Source organism: bacterium (assembly GCA_024228115.1).
In the GTDB taxonomy this organism is placed as follows: Bacteria; Myxococcota_A; UBA9160; order UBA9160; family UBA6930.
The window spans coordinates 1-22,350 of the sequence record JAAETT010000050.1; the positions used below are offsets into that span (position 1 = coordinate 1).

Sequence of the window (22,350 nt, forward strand, 5' to 3'; positions counted from 1 at the left end):
AATCTCCCGCCACTCCTCGCTCGACCGCCTCACCTTCCCGTTCGCTTGCACCCGCATGCCGCCTCCTCCCGGATTGTCATGCGGTGGGTCTACATCTCGCCGGCGAGCCCGGGAAGAACGGCGATATCCGGCCGCTTACACAGTGACGACCGTGCTGCGGACGTATGTGGACGTCTTCGACTCCATCGCGGTCTGGTACACGTACGGGCCGGACCTGCTGCTGATGGGGTTCAACGACCCGGCGGAGATCGACCTGGAGCGAATGCGCAGTCGCTTCGAGATGGCTGAGTTCACTGCCGGCTTCGAGCGGGCCAAGATCTCGAGCTTCAACGAGTTGCTGACCCACGAAATCCTGCCCCAGGGGACGGCGAATGCCGGCGGTCTCGAAGGCCCGCTTCATACGCTGCGTCACCCGATCCTGAGCGACCAGGCGGCGCGTGCATTCTTCCGAGGCCGGGAAGCCAGCCTGCCGAGTTTCGCGAGTCTTGCCAATGCCCGACTCGGCGCTGGGCGCTCTCTCTTGCGTCGCAGCCTGCCGCCTGGCGGTGGCCCCGCCCGCGAAGAGGTCTTCGCCGAGGCGGTTGCCCACGCGATCGAAATGGCACGCCCCTCCGAGGCGGCTGCATTGCTCTCCGCCTGGAGCAGCGAGTATCCGGTTTCCGCCGCGGCGGGGCAGGCCGTGGCGCGTCATGGACGCACTCTCGAGAAGCAGGGGAAGGTGGACGGACTGCTGGAGAAGCTGCGCATGCTCCACGGTGGGGCGGCGCCGACCTCGCTCGGCGGCTCACTCGGACAAGTGCGAGAAACGACTGCGCTCTTCGAGCGCTACTACCACCACGCGGTTCCCTTTTCCCGACAAGCGCTGCAGATCGCCTGGCGGAGTTGTTCGGCGGACAGACGCGATGCCGAACAATGCGAACGGGAAGCCAGGTCGCTCTTCCTGATGTTCGGCCCGTTGGGTGAAGAGGTCATGGCTGAAAGCCCCGACCCAGCGGGCTGACTCGCTCTACTCCACGTAGCCGAGAGCGCGAAGCGCTTCGGCCTGTTCCGGGCGGACCTTCTGGGTGCCGGATCGGCGTTCCGCGAACTCACGCTTTCGCCAAGCAGTGAGTCGTGCAGACAGCTCGTTGCTGAACTCCGATTTCTCCTCCGCCAGAGACCGGCGCTCATCGGGGTCGGCGACGAGGTCGTAGAGTTCGCGGCGGCCCTCCGCCCTGGCTTCGATGTACTTCCAGCGCCCCTTTCGAAGGCCGAGGCCCCAGCCCCGTTCGCCCAGCTGCCGGCGTCCCCGTCGGTAGAAGGCGCGCTGAAGCCAGAGAACCCTCTCCTCGAGGCCGGGTACCTCTCCGCCCAGCAACAGCGGCGACAGATCCTGGCCATCGAAGAATCCCAGATTGCTCGTGCCTGGCCGGGTTTCGGAAGGGGGATCGATTCCGAGGAGACCAAGCAAGGTGGGTGCGAGGTCGATCAGATGGGCGGGCTCGTCGATGCGAAGGCCCGGTGGAACGTGACCAGTCCATCGCACCACCAGGGGGACGCGCACTTCCTCGTCGAAGAGATCCCGGTTGTGGGTGCGGTAGCCATGATCATGGAGCCCCTCCCCGTGGTCGCTGGTGGCGACGATCAGAGTGGGTCTGCTGCCGGCATGCTGCTCGAATGCACGCTGCAAACGGGCCACCTGGGCGTCCGCGAAACGGATTTCGGCATCGTAGAGCGCAACGTCGCGCGCTACGGGATCATCCGTCCAGCTCGTGTAGCGCGTGCGATCGGGCCCCGGCGCGGCATAGGGAGCATGAGGATCGAAAAGATGCGCCCACAGGAAGATCGGAGCTTCGGCGCCCTGTTTTTCGAGCCACGAGATCGCCCGATCGACCGTGACGTCGCCCCGCCGATCGAAAGCCCCCTTGACCTTCTTTCCTTCCCAACGGGGTTGAACGAAGGTGGGCTCGGACGCGTTGAAGTCGCCGTCGAAGTGCTCGAAGCCCTGCCCGAAACCGAAGTCGGATTTCAGCGGGTAGGAGCTCACGAAGGCCCCGGTTTGCCAGCCGGTGGCCTGTAGGATCTCGGCGAGCGTCTTCTCCCGATCTTGCAGGACGAACCCGTTTCGAACCACGCCGTGGGCCATGGGGGATCGGGATGTGAAAAGGGTGGCGTGAGAGGGGCAGGTGGCACCGGTGGGCGCATAGACCACACCGAAGACCGCTCCCTCCTCGGCCAGGCGATCGAGATGGGGTGACGTGTCACGGGAGTAGCCGTACGCGCCGAGATGGTCGGCGCGGAGCGTGTCGATCGTGACGAGGAGGATGGCAGGGCGCTCGGAATCGCCCGGTAGGGAGGTCTGGCTGGTTTCGGCAGGAGCCCCCGGCTCGTTCACCGCAGTCTCTCGTCCTTCGCCGCAGGCGATGAGGCCGCATAGCATCAGTCCGACGATTCCCGACGCGAGTGCCTCGAGCCGGCTCGGTAGAGGAATGTCGTTGGCAGGAGGGTGGAGAAGAGGATGGGAACGCGGGAGAGTTCGTTTCTTCATCGCAGTGGCTGCCTCTCGCGATCCTAGCAATCCGCCCGCATCCCCTCCTGACTCCGGGCTCCAGGTCAGGGGTTCAAGATGTCGCGTCCCGCCTCGACCTCCGCGAGCTGCGAGCGCAGCGCAGCCTCGAGGGGCCCTTCGATCGCGAGGCCGCGTTCGAGCGCGCGCCGCGCCGCGACATCGTCGCTCTGCATGCGGTGAGCCACCCCGAGCGAGAGCAGTTCGGGCTGGCTGGGTGATTCGACGTCACCCCAGCGATCTATCCAACGCTGCGCCATGCCGGCGAGTACCGCCCGGTAGCGGGGATCACCCCGCAGCGGCAGCAGCCTTGGGTTGCCGAGCAACTTGTCGAAGCCGTCATAGCCGCGGTCGAGGCAGGCACGCAGCGCGTCGACGGCAACTCCGAAATCCCCGGCATCAGCGGCCAGCTCGGCGCGTCTCATTTGCGCATGCACGCCATGCGGGTAGTTGCGCGCGGACTCGGCCAGCAGGAACGCGGGTGTCCCCCACAGACGCGCTCGCTGGTAGCTGCCGCTTCCGAGTCCGATCAGCACCAGACAGGCGATGGCCATCAGCCAGGGGGTCGCGCGCTTCAGGAAGGCGGGACGCGCGCCCACCGCGTCGTGGCCTGCAAGCAGCACGGCGCCCAGGAGGCCCGGAAGGATTGCGTAGAGGTAGCGGTCGGCGATCGGGAACGGAAAGGGGAAGACCTGTGAGACGGGCAGGAACGAGATGGCCGCCCAGGCCCAATAGACGGCCTCTTCCCTGCCTCGGGCCAGTACGTAGAGCGTGCGTGCGCCCAGCAACACCAGGCAGGCGAGGCCTCCGAGCCAGGCTGGATCCAGCAGTTGGAGGCTCGGGTCGGGTTCGTGAAAGGCCGAGAGGCCGAGCGTGGTGGTGGCCATCACGAGATAGCGAAATACGTGGGCGATGGAGGTGCGAAGCTGTACGAGAAGATCCGGGTGCAACCTTTCGACGTAGGAGACGGCGTGCTGGAACGCGATCATTTCGATGATCGCGAAGACGATGAAGACGACGCCCCAGCCGCCCAGCCAGCGCCAACGCCGCGCCGCATCCGAGGGCGATTTCTCCCCCCGCCGCGCCCGGCCGAACCCCTGCAAGATCGCGACGGGTAGTGCAACGGCGGCAATCGGTTTGGCGAGCAGGGCGGTCCCGAACGCGACCGTTGCCCAGCCGGGCCGTCGGTCGAGTGCCAGGAGCGCCAGCAGCGCGAACACCATGGAAGAGGTTGTCTTGAGCTGCGTCACCCACGCCACGGCCTCCACATTGGCGGGGTGGAGGAGGAAGGCGGCGCCGCCGAAGAGCGCAGCCGCTTCGGGAAGGCCGGAACGCCAGAGCATGAGCACCAACAGGAGCGAGGCGGCTGCGTGCGCCAACAGGTTCATGACATGATGGCCGGTCGGCTCAGCGTCGAAGAGGGACCAGCCGAGCGCGTGCAGAAGCAGGTGGACCGGGGCGTAGTTCGCGACGAGAGGCACCAGCGCGCCTGTTGGATCGAGGATCTCGATCAGATGATCGGGCGAGAGATCCTTTACGTAGGGATTGTTGACGAGGTACTGCGCGTCGTCGGAGACGAAGGGACCGGAGAGGGCGGGGCTGTAGACGAGCAGGCAGGCCAGCGCGAAGAGCAGGCCGACGGCCGCCAGTCGGCCCGGGTGGCCGAGTACCTGGGTGCTGCGCCCGGTTCGTGTTTCCCGCAGCTCCCCGCTTCCGATTCGCAAAGCGCTACCTCCGGGCGCGCTGCACCGCTGCGCGCACGGTTTCCCACTGGACGAGTTGCTCTTGCGCCAGGGGATTGCCGGGATCCAGGCTCAGGGAACGGCGCAGGAGCATGCCCGAGGTCTTGAGGTCCCGGTTCTTCAACGCCAGACGAGCCTGGAGCCAGAATTTCTGGGAGCGAAAGGCATCGTGCACGCCCGGGGTGGCCCCCGGCGGCGGCGACTTCTTCCAGGTCAGGAATCGGCGGAGGTTCGTCGACCAGGTGTCGGCCCGCTGAAGCTTGGGTGCGGCAAACTCGAGGTAGGGATGGTCGTCGGTGTTCTCGACGACATCCATCGCGAGCGTATGTTCGGGCCCGATGACCGTCACGTAGCTGCCCAGAAGGCGCTCGGCCGAATGGAATCCGATGGAGATCAAGTCGTCTCGCACTTCGGGGATTTCCATTCTCTTCGCGATGCGCTCCACGTCGAGGTCCAGGGGTCCCTCGGAGCCTATCAAGATGCTGTCGCCGCCGGTCAAGAACAAGGTGACGTGTTCGAAGACCGCATCGAATGCCTTGAGGATTGAAGAGAATTCCTGTGGACCCAGCTCGTAGAGTGGAATCCATTGGCTCATCAAGCCACCCGGCGCCAGGCGTGATCGTGCAATCTCGAAGTGTTCGCGGGTGAAGAGGCTGGCGGCCGGGCCCACGACCGGCTCCAGGGGATCGCTGGCCAGGACGTCGTAGGAGCGGTCGGTCATCAAGAGATGGTTGCGGCCGTCCTGGAAAAGAATCTGCAGGCGCTCGTGATCGACGATGTCGTGATTCTCCTTCTCGAAGAATCGCGCCGCCTCCACCATATGCGGCTCGAGTTCTGCGACATCGATGACACGCGGTCCGTGGGTCGCGAGAGCACCCACCGTCAGGCCCGCGCCCAGACCGAGATTGAAGACGCGCTCGGGGGCGGGGTGGAGCAGCATCGGGAGGTGGGCGAGAAGTTTCCCCAACCGGACATCGATCTGTTTGGTCGTCATCTCGATCTTTCCGTCCACCCGGAGGATCTTGAGTGCTGCTTCCGGCGTCTCCGTGACGGTGACCGTCGAGATCTTGCCCTCGGCGTGGTACACGACCGTGGGGATGCCCTCTGCCTTCTGGGCGCGGCTTGCTTGCAGCCCACGCAGCTCGAACATCGTCGCCACGTCCCAGGGCTGCAACGTCGCGAGAAGAGCTCCAGCGATGACAGCAAGAACGGAGGCCCCGCGGCGTAGGTCCGTTCGCCACGCGAGCACTAGGCCTAGCAGGCCCAATACCACGGAGAGGGCTCGCAGGCTGTTCAGGGTCCCGAGCACCGGCACCAACAAGAAGCCCGCCGTCACGCTGCCAAGGATGGCCCCTGCGGTGTTGTAGGCATAGATCGTTCCGGTCCAGCGGGCGAGAGGCCCAGGCTCCGACGGGCCAACGCAGATGACCAGTGGGAACATGGCACCCAGGAGCAATGACGTTGGCAGAAGGACGATGGCCGAGACGAGCGCGCGCCCCAGGATGTCGGCTCTCCAACTCAAGTTCAATTGAAGCAGGGTGGTCGAAAAGACGGATGGCAGCAGATCGACCATATGCGCTGCGACACCCGCCGCGACCGCCAGGAGCAGGGGAAGCAAGGCGATCCAGGAGGAAGGCTGGCTCACGCGGGAGGCGAAACGCCGGGTCAGCGCAGCGCCCAATGCGATTCCGGTCAGAAAGGTCGCCAGCATCACGGAAAAGGCGTAGACGGTGCTGCCGAAGACCAACAGGAGAATCCGCGTCCAGATCACCTCCAACGCCAGGCCGAACGTCCCGGTGGCGAAGATGGCGGCCTGTGCAGCCGTTCGTTCAGCCGTAGTCGCCACGGCCCCGGAAACCGCCGCGGCACCTGGTTTGTTCCGGGCCGACATCGACCAACCGATGGCCGCTACGACCAGATTGATGGCAACTGCCACCATGCTCGTTGAAGAGATCCCCAGACCGGGGATCAACAAGAAACCGGTCAGTACGACGCCGAGCACACCGCCTGCCGTGTTGGCTGCGTAGAGCGCACCGAGAGATGCCGCCGCCTCTCCCGCTCGGGGCGCAGTCGCCCGCGCCAGAACGGGAAGCGTCGCACCCATGAGGGCGGCCGGAAGCACCAGGTAGGTGCTGACCATGACGAAACGCATTCCCGTGAGTGCCAGTGGGGAGGTCGCGAGTTCAGGGTAGATCCACCGATAGATGGGGAGGAGCGCCTGGAGGTAGAACGGGAAGCCCAGCGCGAAGACCGCGATGCCCGCTTCGAGCACGGCGTAGGCCTTCAAGGGCGACGTCTTCAGGCTCGCGGCGATCCGCCCGCCGGCAATGCCTCCCAGGGCCAAACCACCCATGAACGCAGAAAGAACCGTCGTCGTAGCATCGACGGTATTCCCGAAGACGAGTACGAGTTGTCGCGCCCAGAGAACCTCGTAGACGAGGGCGGAGAAGCCCGAGGCGAGAAACAGAGCGGGAAGTGCGAATGCGGGCATGGGTCTCGTTGCGGGTAGAGGGTCCTCTTTCGAGGGCCCAGAACGGTTCCTCGCGCTCCGATCATACCCCCATCGCTCCGAATTGGCCTCGCGATGACTAGTCTTCTGTGTCCGCCCGAAGCAGGAGTGTGTAGCTACCGGCGCGTCGGGCCACTCTCCAGTCGCCGCCGTATGACGTCAGGAGTTGCTTCATCGCGAGCTGTGCCTTGGGTCGGCAGCCTGCGAGCACGACGGCATCCACGCCGCCAGCCACCGAGCCCTGCAGGGCGGCGGCCGACACGGGTGCAGGCCTGCAGCCGGTGACGAAGTGTTGTGCGGTCATCCTGCGCAGCCCTTCCTCTTTTCGTCCAGCGATGTCGAAGGCGAATTGCGTCTGGAATGCACGAGCGGTTTCGAGCCGGAGGTCCGGCACGAGCAGAGGAAGAACATGAATGATCGACTCGGGGGCCAGCACGTGTCGGCCGTCGAGTTCATCTGCGATTTCACGTGCGAAATCGAGTTCGGCCGGAGGAAAGCGGTATTCCATGGGTTGTTTCAACCAGACCGGCGACTGGCCCGGGCCCGGAGCGATCGGGGAGTGCTCGTAGGCGACGGCGATCGAGGCGACCGCCAACAAACCCACCGCGATCTCCGCCGCGCGTTCTCGCGGCCCATGCCCGATGGCGAAGAAAGAGCGGGCCAGGAGTCCCGCGCATAGGGGCAAGGGGAAGAGGTAGGCCAGGCGCCAGTAGGCTCCTGAATGCAGGAGCTTCAAGAACACGGGGCCGGTCAGGGGGTTCGCAAAGAGCCCGACCAGCACGAGGCTCAGCAGGATCACGAAGCGTCTGAAAGGCGCCGGGAGCAGCACCGCCGGGACCACGATCAAGAGCAGGATGTTCCGAATCAGCGTCCAGGGACCATCGATGACGAGTTGGAGGTTCGCCATCCAGGTTGCCGGCCAGCTGACGTAGAGTTCCTCGAGCGGATACGTCGGGAGCCATCCAATCATCATGGCCAGCAGGATGCAGCCGCTATAGGTCGAGGCCAGATTGACTCGGAAGGCGCGGGTGAGATTTTCCCGTGTAGGGCCACGGCTCAGCACATAGGCCGCGGATGCCACGAACGTCATGGCCGGCACCATGAAGAGGCCCGACGAACTCAAGCCCCCGGCGACGACCGAGACCATGAGCACCGGCAGGAAACGCTCGAGACGCGGAACCGCGAGGTAGCGATACGACGTCAACATCGCCAACGGGATCACGAGAGACCACATGATCGCCTTGCCCTGCCAGATGCGAACGAGCGTGACGTTCCCTAGGGATCGGTGGACGTTGCCGTCGACTAGCATGAACGCACAGACGAGAGTGGTTGCGGCGATGGAAGCCATCGACGTCAGTCCGAACTCGCGAAAGATGAGGACATAGGCAAGAACGAAGAGAACGCTGGCCACCACCGCGCCGAGGTTGTGAAAGGCAAAGACCGGATCGATGTCGAAGAGATCTGCAGTCATCGCCACGAAGAACTCGTAAGAGGTGACCGTCATGACGGAACTGAGCGGAAGGTCGGAGACGTCGTGGATCTTCTCCGTGACGATGAACGGCTGACCGAAATCCCGGAGCTGCAGAAGCGCGCGGTGGAAATACTGCACGTCGTCCGCGTCGGGTCGGGAGACAAAAAGGACGAAGACGCTCAGTGCACCTCCGAGCAGAAGCGCTCCGGAGAGAAGGCCGAGATCCGCCGGGCCAGCCCGAAGGTCCCGTCGCCAAGGTTGCAGCAAAGCGCTGCCGGATGCGGCCAGAAACAGCACGAAGGGTGGCCAGATCCAGTACGCCGGCAGCTGAAGAGACGCGATCAGGTGGTACGCCAGGGTCCAGCTGAAGAGGACCGCCAGTGCCCCTTCGCAGACGATTCTAAGCGGGGCGTCGGCTGAATCGTTCTCGATCGCGGGGCCACGATCGCCGAGAAACGCACCCGGATTCCAGCGACGGGAGCTTTGGCTGGGACCCATGGGTCCATCCTACCCGAGCTTCCCCGGCCGCCCATTCGGACTGCAAGCGTTCCGAGGAGGGCCGAAGCCCGGCCCGAGAGACCTGGGCATGCATCCTGCATTTCTTTGCGCCATGAGTGAACAGAGCCTGATTCTCGACATCACGGATACGGGCCGGGGCGCCTCGGAGAGCCAGATCGCCCGGATCGCAGTGGGAGCTACCGCCGGACTCACCCGAAATGGTGATGCCACCTTGACCAGCGACTGCAGGACGACCGCTGCCCTCGCGGTAGAAATCACCCGCTTGAAGAAGGAGCTCGATGGCATAGCGAGTGAACTGGATGAGCGTTGGGGGGGCGGGGCAACGGCGCCTGCGCAATCCGAAACGCCGTCCGCCCCGCCGGACACGGAGCGGCCTTCTCTCCACAGCGACCTGACTGTGCGCGAGGTGATGACCCGCGATGTCAAGACGGTGAGTCGCAACGACCGGCTTTCGGTGGCGGACGACCTGATGAAGGTGGGTCGGTTCCGTCACGTCGTGGTGGTAGAAGAAGACGGGCGCCTCGCCGGCGTCGTCAGCCAGCGCGATCTCTTTTACGGCGCCCTTGCCTGGTCCCTTGGACAGGGGTCGGAGGCGCATCGGCGCACGCTGGAGGCCCTACCCGTGAAGCAGGTGATGACGACCAACCTGGCCGTCGTCGAGCCCGACATGCTGCTCTCCCGCGCGGGCGCAATGATGATCGAGCACCGTGTCGGCTGTCTTCCGGTGGTCGAGCACGACCGGGTCCGCGGCATCCTGACCGAAGGCGATTTCCTGGCTCTGTTGGCCTGACGACGGACCCTCACTCCAGTCCACGGGCATGCCGTCGTCCAGCGGTGGGTGTTTCCCCCAGGCTCCATCGTGCCCCGTTCGAGTGGGGCACTCCGGGGCAGGATTTCGGCCGAATTGGCCCGAAACTGTCCCTGGACGGGTGAAAACGGCTCTTGGCAGTATTCTGATTCGGCACGATTCGTGAATTCACTTCGGGGCGGGAGCCTATGATGACCGCCCAAGAGCCGCACCTTAACGCCGATCCGTCTGGGCCAGCCCCGGGGCTTCTCGAGTCCAAACGGCGTGGCCGGGGCGGACGGCCCGGCTTCGTCTGGTTCGTGGGCGCGGGGCCCGGTGATGCCGATCTGATCACCTTGCGGGGTTGGCGTGCGCTGCAGAAGGCGCAGGTCATCCTGTATGACAGCCTTGTCGATTCGGCGTTGCTCGAGGATCTCGACGCCGAGTGTGTCTTCGTCGGGAAGCGCTGTGGCGCGCACTCGATGAGCCAGGAACAGATCATCGAGTTGCTCATTCGTCTTGGCCGGCAAGGGAAGAGAATCGTTCGTCTGAAGGGCGGCGATCCGGCAGTTCTCGGCCGCCTTGGAGAGGAAGCCCTGGGTGTCGCGGATGCCGGGATCGGCTTCGATGTCGTTCCCGGAGTGACCAGCTCGACTTCGGTGCCGGAACTGGCGGGAATCCCCGTCACCCACCGTGGTCTGGCGGATAGCTTCGTCGTCGCCAGCGCACATCGCTGCGCCGAAGCGAGTGAACTGTCGATTCCGCCGTTTCTGGAGCGCAGGACACTCGTCCTGATGATGGCTCGTGCCACCGCAACGACGTGGCAGGAGCAGTTGCTCCGAGAGGGCTACCCAGCGGAGCTGCCCGTAGCCCTCATCAGCCGAGGGGCGACGGAGAAGCAGCGCGTCGTCGTGACGTCCGTGGGATCCGCGGTCGTCGATCTTCAGACCTCTGGCCTGGAGACTCCGGTTCTAGCGGTTGTTGGTCGTGTCGTTACGCTTCGCGCACGTTTGGCGTCGAGGCGAATCGACTCGGCGGATGAACGTATCCATTGTCAATGAAGGAGAGGGGTGATGTTGAGGGAGATGACGATCTCAGGTGAGCGAAGGGGGACCTTCGCAGGGTTGTGCGCCATCGTCGCGATGGCGTTCGCTCTTGTGGTAGTCCCGGGCTCGGCGTTGGCCGACGAAGCCGCTGATGCACCGGCCGGATGGGAGAGCGCGTTCAACAACGAGTTCTTCAAGGTGAATCTCAACGTCCGGGCGCGAATGGAACTCGCGAACATGGATGGCTTTGATTCATCCCAGGCCTACACAGTGCGCACGCGGCTGGGTATCGGGACGAAGCCGATCGCAGGTTTTTCCTTCTACGTCGAAGGCGAGAACATCGCCTCCTTCGCGGGTGACCAGTACTTCGACACGATCGAGTCGCCGACCGGTCAGACCGTAATCGCCGATCCGGAAGAGACGGAGCTGAACCAGCTCTTCGTCCGCTACCAGAACAAGGACGCTTTCGGGCTCGATTTCAAGGCCGGACGCCAGCGCATCAAGCTCGACGACGTTCGCTTCGTCGGAAACGTGGGCTGGAGGCAGAACGAGCAGACGTACGACGCTGCGCTCTTCAGTGTCAGCCCGGTCGAGCACCTGAAGGCGACCTACGGGTACGTCTGGGACGTGCGGCGGATCTTCGGCGAGAACAACCGGGACTTCGACTCGCAGTCCCACCTGATCAATATCGCCTACGATGGCATTCCGGCTGCAAAGATCGTGGCCTTTGCCTACCTGCTGGACTTCGACAACACGACGTTGGCTGGAATATCGCGCCTCGCCAATGGGATGTCGTCGAACTCCTACGGACTGCGGGCCAGCGGGAAGCAGGCGCTCGATGGGCCCTGGAGCGTGAGTTACGCAGCCTCCTACGCGCTCCAGACGGACGCGGGCGACAATCCGGTGGACTACACAGCCCACTACGTCGCGGCAGAGGCAGGGTTGGCCAACTCGGACCTCGGCGGTGTGACCGTGGGCTACGAGCTGCTGGGCTCGGATGATGGCAAGGCGCGCTTCGTGACACCCCTGGCCACATTGCACAAGTTCAACGGCTGGGCGGACTCGTTCCTGGACAACGGCGGTACGAACGGTCTCCAGGACCTGTACGTGGCCGTGGCTCCGAAGCTGCCCTGGGGCCTGAAGGGCAAGGTGGTCTACCACCACTTCTGGAACGACGACGGCAACGACACGTTGGCTGACGAAGTCGATGTCGTCATCATCAAGCCGATCAACAAGCACTTCACGGTGCTGACCAAGGGCGCCTGGTTCGACGGCACCTCGGGAAGCGGACGTGCCGACCGCTGGCGCTACTGGCTGGAACTGACCTTCAACTACTGAGCGCACCCGGGTCCGACCCATGGCGGTGGCACCATCCTGTCATCCGCCGTGGGTCGACCACCATTCGTCGAGCTCCGGCAGGAAGTAGCGCAGGCGGGTCTTCTTGAACTCGCGGGTGCTGAACAGCACCGCGTAGTCCTCCACGCCGATCCGCTGGGACAGCTCTTCTGCGAGCTTCCGGCAGGTTGCCTCGTCGGGACCGTGGATCATGCTGTAGACGGAGTACGGGAAGCCCTCGACGACGTCCCGGGCGTAGCAGTGACTCACCTCGGGAGCTGCTGCGAGCTGGAGACCGACACGTTCGATCTCCGCTTCCGGAACCTGCCACACGGCCATTCCATTCGCGCGAACGCCGAGCTTCCTGTGGCGCAGCGTGCCGACGTAGCGCCGGATTGCGCCGCCCAGGTGCCGATGTCCGAACGCGAGCAGATCGTCGGCCTCGACCCCGACCTTCTCCGCCAGGAGATCGAAGGGACGAGCGAGGATCGGCAGCGGCGTCTGGAGGGCTCGAAAGCAGCGGCGATCCTCCTCGGAGATCTCGATCTTCGCGACCTCCGGGCCGGCCACGGCGGAGGTGGTGTTCTTTCGCGTCTTCGGATCGAAGTTGACGCCGATCTTGAACGTCTGGGTTCGCTGCAGGGGATGAAAACGAGGGACGCCGCTGGCACGGGAAAGAGCAGCAAGCGTCGCTTCCAGTCCCATCGAAGGAGGGACGGCCACGGTGAACCAGAGGTTGAAGCGATGGCTCCGCAGGTAGTTGTGCGTCACCGTCGGGTGCGCGTTGATCACTTCGACGACACGGTCGAGTTCCGGCTCGGCAACCTCTGCGGCGACCAGAGCGCTCTCGTAGCCGAGAGCACTTCCCTCCAGGACTGCGGAGATTTCGCGCAAGACCCCTTCGCGCTCCAGCCCGCCAAGTTCCTCGATCACCCGGGCTTCTTCGAGTCCGAGGTCGCCGCCGAGCTTCTCGAAGGGTGCGGGGGTCAGCGGTACACCGGCCTGGACCGCTCGGATCAGTTCTTCCCTCGGCGTAGCCGGGCTATCGGCGCTCACAGGCCGATCCTGAACGCACGCCAGACGCCGAAGATGCCCGATGGGGACTCCAGGGTCTGGACGTCCTCGATGCTTCGCTTGGCCGCGTTCACCAGCACGAGCTTGTTGTCTCGATTCGCGCTCACGAGCACGTGTGAGCCTCGCGGCGTGAAGTCCATGTGATAGATGCGGCCGCCAACCTCGAGCGTGTCCACCACGGCGAGCTTCTCCGTATCGATGACCTGCACGAATGCATCGTCCTCCTCCCCCGAGAAGCTCACCCAGACCTCACGCTCGGTCGGGGAGCGCACCGCATAGACCGGATGACTCCGAACGGGAATCGACTGATGGAACTCCCAGGTCTTCCGGTCGAGTACGGCGAGCCGATTCTCTCCGACCAGCGGCACGAAGATCCATTGTCCCGCCACGGCCCAGGAGGCCATATGGGGAAGCTTGACCGGTGAATTCTTGTCGTATTCCACGGCGGGATCGCGCAGGGAGATCTCACGAACGCCGGCCTCCGGCTTCGTGAGATCGAGCACCGAGATCCGATCGGATTCCAGGTGGCCGACCACGTAGTAGCGCCCGTCGGGTGTGATCATGGCGTCGTAGGGAAGGGCCGCGTTGGTCGGAATGCGATGCTCGATGGGAAAGTCGGGGCGGCTCGCATCGATGATCCAGATTTCGCCGCCTTCGATGAGCACACAGACGAAACGGTTTCCCGGAGCATCCACGATTCCGGTCACCCGGGACGGTATGGTCTTGCCGTTGCTTTCGAACGTCGCCCGATGTTCCTTCAGGAGGTGGAGATCCTGGGCATCGAGAAGCGTGACTCCGCCCGGGACGTATTCGGCGGTCGCAATCACCCGTCCATCCTGGCTGATGGCGTTGTCGATGGAGTTCTGTGAAGTGAAGATCTCCCCCTTGCGTTCGAGGCTCTGCAGGTCGATGCGGCTGACCTTGCCGCTCCGGGTCGAGAGGTAGCCGTAGCGGAGATCCGGAGAGAAGATCATGGTCGCGTGGCGAAGGTTTCCGAGGTCTTTGATCCGCTGGGGCAGCAGCTTTCGCGCCTGGTAGTCGTAGACAGCGAGGCTGCCCGAAGCGCGTTCGACGACGAAGACGCGCGAGCCCACACCCTCGCCGGAGGCGGGCGAGGGCCCAAGACAGAAGATCAGCAGAAGGGTCCAGGCCGCCGTGCGGTTCACTCGATCTCCTTGTTCGGGCTTGGTTTTTCCGGGTCGAAGCCGATCTCGGCGTCGGTCAGCAGGCACGCCGGGTCCGGCGCCCACATGTCACCGTGGCAGGTGATTGCCCGCTCACGATGGGATCCCCGGCATAGGTCCAGGTAGCTGCACTGGCCACAACGTCCGGTTAGATGCTTCGCGCGTTCGCGAAGTTCCTGGCGGAGCGGGTGGGCCAGGATCGTTTCGAAGCGGTCACGTCGGACATCGCCGAGCACGGCGCCTCGCCAGAACTGGTCCGGATGGACCTGGCCAAGGTGGTCGATGTTCAGAACGCGCTCGCCGGCGGAGTTCCCGCCGCGCTCGCGGAGCAATTCTTCGACGGGCGCGACCGCGGCGGATCCGTAGCGCTCCGCGACCCAGCGAAGCAAGAGCGGTCCATCCGAATCGTTGGAGCCCGTCACGATGCGGAGCGGTTCTCCTCGCTCGAGGAGTTTTTCGGCAGCTTCGAAGAGTTGGACGACCGCGGACCGGGCGCGGTCGCGGGGCAGATCCTCATCGACGATGTGGCGGCCCCGTCCGGAGTAGACCAGATGGGAGGCATAGAAACGGCTCGCACCCACATCCCGCGCGGTGTCGAGCACGGCATCGAGCTGGTCGACGTTTCGCCCCGTGAGGGTCATGCGCAGCCCTGTGCGCATTCCCGCCGCCCTGGCGAAGCGAAGGCCGGCGAGGGCGGCTTCGGTTCCGCCCTCCATGCCTCGATAGGGATCGTTGAACTCGCGGACACCGTCCACGCTGATGCCCACATAGGGAACTCCCACCTCGGCCAGACGGTGGGCCATCGCTTCATCGATCAGGCTTCCGTTGCTGGAGAGCTGCGGTGAGATGCCCACTGAGCGGGCGTGGGCGAGTAGCTCGAAGAGATCCCCCCGGAGCAGCGGCTCGCCTCCGCTGAAGATGACGATGGTCACGCCGCTTGCCGCCATCTGATCCAGCAAGTCGCAGGCGTCGGCAGTGGTGAGATCCTTCGGTGAAGGGCGCGAGCCTGCGGAGGCGTAGCAATGCGGACACGTCATATTGCAGTGGACGCAGACGTTCCAGACGATCACGGGCCCGTGGAGTTGGGTCCGCGTGAAGCGCTGGGGAGCACGTGCGCTCACTTCAGCCGTCGACAGCTCATTCATTCCGACCTCGAGGAGGTCGCTCACGGGAAGCATGGTCTCTCCGCTCCGCCAGAAATCGGTGGCAGAGCATACCGGTGTGCGGAACGACCGAAAAGCCGGCGCTTGAGGGGGCGGGATCGGGCTGTTACAACCGCTGGGATGCACGCCGGCACCCCCGCTCCGTCTGGCAGCCCGGCGAGGGGCTCCGATCGTCGTGAGCGAGGAAGGCGCCTCCAGAGCGCGGCAACCCTGTTCCTGGCGTTGGGGCTGGCCTCACTGGCCGTCGCAGAGACGGAGACGTCTCCTTCAGCCCTCTACCAGGCGTATTGCGCCAGCTGTCATGGAGCCGATCGCTACGGCGGCTACGCGCCGCCGCTCTACGCCGAGGCGCTGGCCCGCAAGAAGAGCGATGCGCTCGTGCAGGGGATCCTCGAGGGGCTTCCCAACACGCAGATGCCGGCTTTCGGCGATCGGCTCGACGAGGCTGCCGCAAAGGCCCTCGTCGAATTCGTCCAGAGGCCGCTCCCCGAGGTCACGTGGGGCGTCGATGCGATCGCGGCGAGCCGCGTGGAGGAGGAGCCGGGCACGGATCGGATCTCGAAGTCCATTCGTCGGGACGCGCTCATCCTGGTCGTCGAGCGGGCCACAGGGAGCATTTCCGTTCTCGACGGGGATCGGCTCTCGGAGCTCGACCGCTTCCCGGTCGGGCGCATCCACGGAGGGCCCAAATTCGACCGGGATCTCCACCGCGTCTACGCGGTGACCCGCGACGGTACCGTCGTGGAGTATGACCTCGACCGGTTTGCGCTCCGTACTCGCGTGAAAGTCGGGGTCAACAGCCGCAACATTGCGGTCTCCCCTGACGGAACGTTCGTCGCGGCGGCGAACCAGTTGCCCCGTAGCCTGGTGGTCATGGATGGCCAGCTTCGACCGGTCCGGAGCATCCCCCTCTCCGCACAACCGAGCGGGGTCTACTTCGTTCCGGGGAAGCAGAGCGTTCCGGGCCAGCAGCGTTTCATTCTCGGATTTCGAGACGAGCCGAAGCTGTTGATCGTCTCCCTTCCCAATCTCGAACTCCGCTGGGTGGAGCTTCCCGAGCCGTTCGAGGATTTCACGTTGGTACCGGGTCGCAATCAGGTCGTGGCGAGTTCTCGCAAGGGGGAGCGGTTGCTCCTCTATGATCTGGTGAGTGAGCGCGTCCTGGGGACACTCCCGACCAGTGGCTTGCCCCACCTCTTCTCGGCCTGCTTCTTCGATGAGGGCGGAGCCCTTCGGGCGGCGTTCAATCACATCGGCGTTCCGCGGCTCTCGATCGTCGACATGGAATCGTTCGAAATCCTGCGTGAGATCCCGCTGAAGGGTTCTGGCTATTTCGTTCGGACCCACGAGGCAACGCCCTATCTCTGGGTTGATTCGAATACCGAGGAGATCGAGCTGGTCGAGAAGAGCACGCTTCGGCTTCTCGAGCGGACGCTGCACCCGGCTCCCGGGAAGAAGGCGATGCACGTCGAGTTCACCGCCGACGGAGACAAGGCCCTCGTGAGCGTCTGGCACGTGGATGGGGCGGTCGTGGTCTACGATTCGACCACGCTGGCTGAGGTCGCACGCCTCCCATACGCTATGCCGGTGGGCAAGTACAACGCTCGAAATCGAACGCGCGATCTGCACGCCGCCGAGGCGCGCAGCGAAAGCGCCTCGGACTGATGGCTTTCACCTTCCGGTCGGGCCGGGCGCTGGCCGTGATCGCGACGCTGGCGATGGCAGTGGCTGCCGACGCCCGCGACGATGTCCCCGAGGAGCTCTTGCACGCGAAGAACGAGGTGAGCCTCTCAGCGAAACGGGTCGTCTACTTCGCGAAGCAGTTCAAGACCAAATGCGCACGTTGCCACGGGGCCCTCGGAGACGGCGCGGGAACCGACGCAGAGCAGGACGTCCCGCCGGCCGATCTCACGGATGCCGCCGCGATGAGCCAACGCAGCGACGGACAGCTCTTCTACCAGATCCTGGTCGGAGGCATGCCCCGCTGCGCCATGCCGGCGTTTGGCCCCGAATCCGACCACGGCTGGTCCGAGAAGAAGATCTGGGAGATGGTGGCCTTCGTCCGGCGCTTCTCTGAAACGCCGGACGAATAGGGCAAAGCCGGCCTCTACTCCTTCTCGGCCTTCACGCTCTCGAAGCTCGTGGCCGGTGTCTTCACATTCGTGGCCTGGGGCACATGGCACATCGTGCAGTTGTACCGGGCCCCCGAGAGATCCTTCCCCTTCGCGTAGGACTCGACCTTGAGGCGCATCGCCTCTCCCGGCTTGCCTTCCACCATCTTGGCGTTCTCGAAGTGGCTCTCGGTGACGGGGATCTCGTCGTCTTCCGTGACGTTTGTCGGGTGATGACACTCGAGGCACTCGTTCGAATCCCGCCGGATCGGCAGCATGTCCTCGACGGTGTGGGGGATCCCAGGGGGCGCATCGGGAAACGCGCGATCCAGGAGCTTCGATTCGCCGGGTTCCCCATCGAGGAATATCGGCAGTTCCTGGCTCGCGAGCGCGCTCAGATCCACATCGCGGAAGTAAACGTCGACGCCATCGTCGACCTCGGCGTTCTTGATGTCTTCCGCACTGACGCCCCCGGCCAGAAGGGCCACGAGCATCGTGGTGATGGAAAGGCGGAACCAGATTCCTGACTGCATGACAGCCTCCTGCGCTAGATCTCGGTCGTTGCCGGTTCGTTACCGGCGCGGATGGGTCGAACATTGAAAGAAAAGACGTCCTGCGGGCAGACCTCGAGGCATCGCGCGCAGTTCGTGCACTCCCCGCCTCCGACGAATCCCGCCGCGGCGATCTTGTCGAAGTGGAGCACCTGGGGCTCCGGGCAGGCCCGGACGCAATCCCCGCAGTGGTCGCAGCGCTCGGCCGCAAAGGCCGGTCGCAGCAGGGAGACGCGGCCGATCAGTGCATAGAATGCACCGAGAGGGCAAAGGGATCCGCACCAGCCGTGGCGCAGGACCAACACATCGAGCAGCATGATCCACGGGATGACGAGCAGCCCGAGGCCCGCTCCAAAGATGATTTCGCGATGGAGCATGGAGACTGGGCTGATCCATTCGAAGGCGGCGACACCGAGCACCGCGGACAGCGCGAGCCCGAGCAGCATGAATCCGTACCGGGCCTCACGCGCAACGGGCAATTGGCCGTGGGGGCGAAAGTGTCGCTTGATCATGCGACCCAGGTCCGCGACCGGATTGACCGGGCACACCCAGGAGCAGAAGCTTCGCCCGCCAACGAATGCGTAGAACAGCACGACCAGGATGGAGCCCAGCAGCACGGTGCCCGTGATCAGGTGACCGCTGGCGAGGACCTGGAGCGCGGCATAGGGATCGGACAGGGGGACGGTCCGCAGCACACGCGAACTCGATAGATTGCCCGTGAGCCAGCCCAGGTGCATGTGAGCACCCAGCCAGAACAGCAAGAGGATCCCCGCCTGGCTGAGCCGGCGAAGCACGAGGTAGCGATGAGCGAGGAGCCAACTCATGGCGTCGTGGTGTCCTCCAGCGCATCGAGTGCATCGAGCACCTTGCTCGTATTGTCCTGCCACTCCTCGGGCTGCACGGCATCCGAAGAAGTGAAATCCCGACTGATCTCTGGCTCTTCCTCCCAGCCGAAGCGGTAGTTGGATCCGAGCCGGCCCTGGGCAAGCGCCGGGGGCAGCACTTTGATCGCCGCCTCCTCGAGAACGCAGGAGTGCTCGCACATCCCGCATCCCGTGCATGCATCCGAATTGACGACCGGAAGGAAGAAGGCGTGTTTGCCCGTGCGTTCCTGGGGCCGGAACTCGAGTTGGATCGCCTTGCCCATGAGCGGGCAAGCGCGGTAACACACCTCGCAGCGCAGGCCTTTGAACGCGAGGCAGGTCTCCTGGTCCGTCAGAACGGCCAGCCCCATTCGGGCGTCCTCGATGGCCGTCTCGGGCACGAGGGAGCCACTCGGGCAGGCCGCCACGCAGGGCACGTCCGGGCACATGTGGCACGGGACCTTCCTGGGCTCGAAGGACGGTGTGCCCAGCGACTCCTCACCGGCGGTTGCGAGTTCCAGGGTGTCGTAGGGACACGCCTCGACGCATTGGCCGCATTTGGTGCAGGTGGCAAGGAACTCCGGCTCCGCCCGTGCACCCGGCGGCCGGCGCCGGAGGATCGGGCCACGCTGTCCCTCGACCAGTTGGGCCCAGACGGCTCCGCCCGTTCCCGCGAGGGCGAGATTCCGCCCGCGGAACGCGCCCGCAAGGAACTCGCGTCGGCTGAGGCCCGAGTCGTCCATGTTCAGATCTTGCGCACCCTGGCAGCGCACTTCTTGTAGTCGGTCTCTTTCGAGATCGGACACGTGGCGTCGAGGGTGAGCTTGTTGATCAGGACGTTCTCGTCGAACCAGGGTACGAAGACGAGGCCGCGGGGCGGTCGATTCCTCCCCTGGGTCTCCACGCGCACCTTGACCTGACCTCTGCGAGATTCGAGAATCACCTCCTCATTGCGTGCGATGCCCCGCGCCTTCGCGTCTTCCGGGTGCATGTCACACACCGCATACGGGACGGCTCGGTTGAGCTCTTCCACGCGCTTGGTCATCGATCCGGAATGCCAATGCTCGAGGACACGGCCCGTGCAGAGCCAGAGGTCGTATTCGGCGTCCGGGCTCTCGGCCGGCTCCGCGTAGGGACGGAAGAAGATCTTCGCCTTGCCGGCGAGGTCGACCTTCTCTCCCTTCAGGCTGCCCTGGGGGATCTTCTTCAGCGCCTTGCCGTAGAAGTTGAATCCTTCGCCGGGCTTGACGTAGGGGTCGTACCCCTCCTTGAATCGCCACTGGGTCTCACGCCCGTTGACGACCGGCCAACGCAGACCGCGCACCCGATGATAGGTGTCGAAATCGGCCAGATCGTGGCCGTTGCCGAGGCCGAATTCGCGGTACTCCTCCCAGAGCGCCTTGTGCACGAAGAAGCCGAAATGCTCGGCCATGTCGTTGGGATGACCCTCGGCGATCGGGTCGGGCCAGGCCACCTTCTTCATCTTGTCCGTCGCGAAGAGGACATCGAACAAGGTCTGCTCCGGGTCGTATCCCATCGTCTTGGCAGCAGCGAGCACGTCCGGAAGCTTGCCGTCCTCGAAGCCGTCCGCTTTCAGGCCCGGGAGCGGTTGCTCTCCCCAGACTTCCTTCAGCTTGAAGCGCTTCGAGAACTCGAGGACCTGCCAGAGGTCGCCCTCGGCTTCGCCCGGTGCCTTCACCTGCTGGCGCCAATGCTGGGTGCGACGTTCCGCGTTCCCGTATGCCCCCCACTTCTCGTAGATCATGGCGGTCGGCAGGATCAAGTCCGCCACCTTGGCGGATACGGTCGGGTAGCAATCCGATACGACGATGAAGTTGTCACCTTCGCGTGCGGCGCGGATCCACTCGCTGGCGTTGGCGAAGTCCTGGAAGGGATTCGTCACCTGCGCCCAGAAGAACCGCACCGATCCGGCGCGAAGAGCCCGCATCATGGCCACCGCATGGGTGCCCACCTTCGGATTCAACGTTCCTGCAGGCAGTTTCCAGAGCTTCTCGGATTTCGCCCGGTGGCCCGGGTTCGCGACCACCATGTCCGAAGGCAGACGGTGGGCGAAGGTGCCCACCTCTCGCGCGGTGCCGCATGCAGAGGGCTGGCCCGTGAGCGAGAACGCACCGGCGCCCGGCGTCGAGATCTTTCCGCCGAGCAGGTGGATCATGTAGATCTGCTCGTTGACCCAGGTTCCGCGGGTGTGCTGGTTGAAGCCCATCGTCCAGAAGGAGACGACCTTCCGCTTCGGGTCGGCGTAGAGATCGGCGAGTTCCAGGAGCTCCTTCTTCGGAACTCCCGAGAGTTCGCTGACATACTCGACGGTGTAGGGCTCGAGCTTCTGCTTGAACTCCTCGAACGAGATCGCCCAGTGAGCGCCCGCCTTGCTCCGCATCGTCTGGCCCTGCTCGCGCGGATGGTCCGCGGGCAGGCCGTAGCCGATGTCCTCCGGGCCAGTTGCGAAGATGCAGTGCTTCTTCACGAAGTCATGGTTGACCGCGTCCTTCTCGATCATGTGCTTCGCAATGAAGTTCATGATGGCCAGGTCGGTCTGGGGCTTGAAGACGATCTCCAGATCGGCGAGATCCCCGCTGCGATTCCCGAATGTGGTGAGGTTGACCACCTTCGTCTTCGCATGCGTCAGCTTGCGGTCGGTCACGCGCGACCAGAGGATCGGGTGACACTCGGCCATGTTGGCGCCCCAGGAGACCACGGTATCCGTCACTTCGATGTCGTCGTAGCAGCCCGGGGGTTCGTCGATGCCGAAGGTCTGGATGAACCCGGCAACCGCGGAAGCCATGCAGTGGCGTGCATTCGGGTCGATGTTGTTGGATCGCACGCCCGCCTTCATGAACTTGGCGGCGGCGTAGCCCTCATCGATCGTGTACTGGCCCGAGCCGAAGATCGAAACGGCCGAAGGGCCGGACTCCTGGTAGGCCTCCTTGAACTTGGCGGCCATCACGTCGAAGGCTTCTTCCCAGCTCACCGGGGTGAAATCGCCTTGCTTGTCGAACTTCCCGTTCTTCTTCCGGAGCAACGGACGCGTCAAGCGGTCTTCGCCATACATGATCTTGGCGTTGAAGTAGCCCTTGATGCAGTTGATGCCGCGGTTGACGGGGGATTCGGGGTCGCCCTTGACGGCCACCACGCGCCCCTTCTTCGTCGCCATCATGATCCCGCAGCCGACTCCGCAGAAACGGCAAACGGATTTATCCCATTTCCATCCCGCTTCGAGCGCCTTGGCCTTGGCCTGGGCTTCTGCCGGCACCCACATTCCCATGCTGGTTGCGGCGGAGGCTGCAACGGCGGTCTTCAGAAAACTACGACGCGTTTGTTCCATGGTGCCCTCTCTCGTCATACGCGCGCTCACGAGCCGGACGGCTCGGCGCGTCTCCTATCAAAAGCAAGGATCGCGCCAGCGGAGAGTGGCTGTGGCGGGCTCTC

General features: G+C 64.5%; 17 protein-coding genes. 6 read left to right on the forward strand and 11 right to left on the reverse strand.

Annotation, left to right across the window (positions count from 1 at the left end; genetic code table 11):
- Window positions 1-142 precede the first annotated feature (142 nt).
- Complete coding sequence (locus GY937_01740) at window positions 143-1,000, forward strand: hypothetical protein (GenBank protein MCP5055425.1); 858 nt, start codon at window positions 143-145, stop codon at window positions 998-1,000.
- Window positions 1,001-1,006: 6 nt separating this feature from the next.
- Here the strand turns inward: GY937_01740 and GY937_01745 are convergent, their stop codons facing one another.
- The 4 genes from GY937_01745 to GY937_01760 form a co-directional block, all read right to left on the reverse strand.
- Entirely contained in the window at window positions 1,007-2,527 is a 1,521-nt protein-coding gene (locus GY937_01745) for a sulfatase-like hydrolase/transferase (GenBank protein ID MCP5055426.1), read from the reverse strand.
- A 65-nt stretch (window positions 2,528-2,592) separates the two neighbouring features.
- The gene (locus GY937_01750; protein MCP5055427.1) at window positions 2,593-4,269 is read right to left on the reverse strand and encodes a hypothetical protein; all 1,677 of its coding nucleotides are present in this window, start codon (window positions 4,267-4,269) and stop codon (window positions 2,593-2,595) included.
- Between the two features lie 4 nt (window positions 4,270-4,273).
- Complete coding sequence (locus GY937_01755) at window positions 4,274-6,778, reverse strand: hypothetical protein (protein ID MCP5055428.1); 2,505 nt, start codon at window positions 6,776-6,778, stop codon at window positions 4,274-4,276.
- Between the two features lie 97 nt (window positions 6,779-6,875).
- Entirely contained in the window at window positions 6,876-8,765 is a 1,890-nt protein-coding gene (locus GY937_01760; GenBank protein MCP5055429.1) for a hypothetical protein, read from the reverse strand.
- A gap of 112 nt (window positions 8,766-8,877) precedes the next feature.
- Between GY937_01760 and GY937_01765 the strand changes: the two genes are divergently transcribed.
- The 3 genes from GY937_01765 (at window position 8,878) to GY937_01775 (ending at window position 11,957) form a co-directional block, all read left to right on the forward strand.
- On the forward strand, window positions 8,878-9,576 hold the full coding sequence (locus GY937_01765; protein MCP5055430.1) for a CBS domain-containing protein: 699 nt from the start codon (window positions 8,878-8,880) through the stop codon (window positions 9,574-9,576).
- Window positions 9,577-9,782: 206 nt separating this feature from the next.
- Window positions 9,783-10,634, forward strand: a complete 852-nt coding sequence (gene cobA, locus GY937_01770) for a uroporphyrinogen-III C-methyltransferase (GenBank protein ID MCP5055431.1) — start codon at window positions 9,783-9,785, stop codon at window positions 10,632-10,634.
- Between the two features lie 12 nt (window positions 10,635-10,646).
- Window positions 10,647-11,957, forward strand: a complete 1,311-nt coding sequence (locus GY937_01775; protein MCP5055432.1) for an alginate export family protein — start codon at window positions 10,647-10,649, stop codon at window positions 11,955-11,957.
- A gap of 39 nt (window positions 11,958-11,996) precedes the next feature.
- On the opposite strand, the gene GY937_01780 is transcribed toward GY937_01775, so the two are convergent.
- The 3 genes from GY937_01780 to GY937_01790 are packed head-to-tail and all read right to left on the reverse strand — an operon-like array spanning window position 11,997 to window position 15,381.
- On the reverse strand, window positions 11,997-13,010 hold the full coding sequence (locus tag GY937_01780; protein MCP5055433.1) for an Lrp/AsnC family transcriptional regulator: 1,014 nt from the start codon (window positions 13,008-13,010) through the stop codon (window positions 11,997-11,999).
- Window positions 13,007-14,194, reverse strand: a complete 1,188-nt coding sequence (locus tag GY937_01785; protein MCP5055434.1) for a protein nirF — start codon at window positions 14,192-14,194, stop codon at window positions 13,007-13,009. Before GY937_01785 ends, GY937_01780 begins: the two co-directional genes overlap by 4 nt.
- Window positions 14,191-15,381 carry a radical SAM protein gene (locus tag GY937_01790; GenBank protein ID MCP5055435.1) on the reverse strand — a complete coding sequence of 397 codons (1,191 nt, stop codon included), beginning with the start codon at window positions 15,379-15,381 and terminating at the stop codon, window positions 14,191-14,193. The genes GY937_01785 and GY937_01790 overlap by 4 nt, the downstream gene beginning before the upstream one ends.
- Window positions 15,382-15,495: 114 nt before the next feature.
- Between GY937_01790 and GY937_01795 the strand changes: the two genes are divergently transcribed.
- Window positions 15,496-17,040 carry a hypothetical protein gene (locus tag GY937_01795; GenBank protein MCP5055436.1) on the forward strand — a complete coding sequence of 515 codons (1,545 nt, stop codon included), beginning with the start codon at window positions 15,496-15,498 and terminating at the stop codon, window positions 17,038-17,040.
- Entirely contained in the window at window positions 17,040-17,468 is a 429-nt protein-coding gene (locus GY937_01800) for a cytochrome c (protein MCP5055437.1), read from the forward strand. The genes GY937_01795 and GY937_01800 overlap by 1 nt, the downstream gene beginning before the upstream one ends.
- Before the next feature lie 14 nt (window positions 17,469-17,482).
- On the opposite strand, the gene GY937_01805 is transcribed toward GY937_01800, so the two are convergent.
- From GY937_01805 to napA, 4 genes are read right to left on the reverse strand one after another with little or no spacing between them, the layout of a single operon-like run.
- Window positions 17,483-18,019, reverse strand: a complete 537-nt coding sequence (locus GY937_01805; GenBank protein ID MCP5055438.1) for a hypothetical protein — start codon at window positions 18,017-18,019, stop codon at window positions 17,483-17,485.
- 14 nt (window positions 18,020-18,033) lie between these two features.
- Window positions 18,034-18,861 carry a quinol dehydrogenase ferredoxin subunit NapH gene (gene napH, locus GY937_01810; GenBank protein ID MCP5055439.1) on the reverse strand — a complete coding sequence of 276 codons (828 nt, stop codon included), beginning with the start codon at window positions 18,859-18,861 and terminating at the stop codon, window positions 18,034-18,036.
- A complete protein-coding gene (napG, locus tag GY937_01815) occupies window positions 18,858-19,643 on the reverse strand; it encodes a ferredoxin-type protein NapG (protein ID MCP5055440.1) in 786 nt (261 codons plus the stop codon). The genes napH and napG overlap by 4 nt, the downstream gene beginning before the upstream one ends.
- 2 nt (window positions 19,644-19,645) lie before the next feature.
- The gene (gene napA / locus GY937_01820) at window positions 19,646-22,246 is read right to left on the reverse strand and encodes a nitrate reductase catalytic subunit NapA (protein ID MCP5055441.1); all 2,601 of its coding nucleotides are present in this window, start codon (window positions 22,244-22,246) and stop codon (window positions 19,646-19,648) included.
- Between the last annotated feature and the right edge of the window lie 104 nt (window positions 22,247-22,350).

Bases quoted from the DNA above. Each gene is read 5' to 3' on its own strand.
- GY937_01745 (MCP5055426.1), bottom strand. From the start codon at position 2,527: ATGAAGAAACGAACTCTCCCGCGTTCCCATCCTCTTCTCCACCCTCCT.
- GY937_01755 (MCP5055428.1), bottom strand. From the start codon at position 6,778: ATGCCCGCATTCGCACTTCCCGCTCTGTTTCTCGCCTCGGGCTTCTCC.
- GY937_01760 (MCP5055429.1), bottom strand. From the start codon at position 8,765: ATGGGTCCCAGCCAAAGCTCCCGTCGCTGGAATCCGGGTGCGTTTCTC.
- GY937_01765 (MCP5055430.1), top strand. From the start codon at position 8,878: ATGAGTGAACAGAGCCTGATTCTCGACATCACGGATACGGGCCGGGGC.
- cobA (MCP5055431.1), top strand. From the start codon at position 9,783: ATGATGACCGCCCAAGAGCCGCACCTTAACGCCGATCCGTCTGGGCCA.
- GY937_01775 (MCP5055432.1), top strand. From the start codon at position 10,647: ATGTTGAGGGAGATGACGATCTCAGGTGAGCGAAGGGGGACCTTCGCA.
- GY937_01795 (MCP5055436.1), top strand. From the start codon at position 15,496: ATGCACGCCGGCACCCCCGCTCCGTCTGGCAGCCCGGCGAGGGGCTCC.
- GY937_01800 (MCP5055437.1), top strand. From the start codon at position 17,040: ATGGCTTTCACCTTCCGGTCGGGCCGGGCGCTGGCCGTGATCGCGACG.
- GY937_01805 (MCP5055438.1), bottom strand. From the start codon at position 18,019: ATGCAGTCAGGAATCTGGTTCCGCCTTTCCATCACCACGATGCTCGTG.
- napH (MCP5055439.1), bottom strand. From the start codon at position 18,861: ATGAGTTGGCTCCTCGCTCATCGCTACCTCGTGCTTCGCCGGCTCAGC.
- napG (MCP5055440.1), bottom strand. From the start codon at position 19,643: ATGGACGACTCGGGCCTCAGCCGACGCGAGTTCCTTGCGGGCGCGTTC.
- napA (MCP5055441.1), bottom strand. From the start codon at position 22,246: ATGGAACAAACGCGTCGTAGTTTTCTGAAGACCGCCGTTGCAGCCTCC.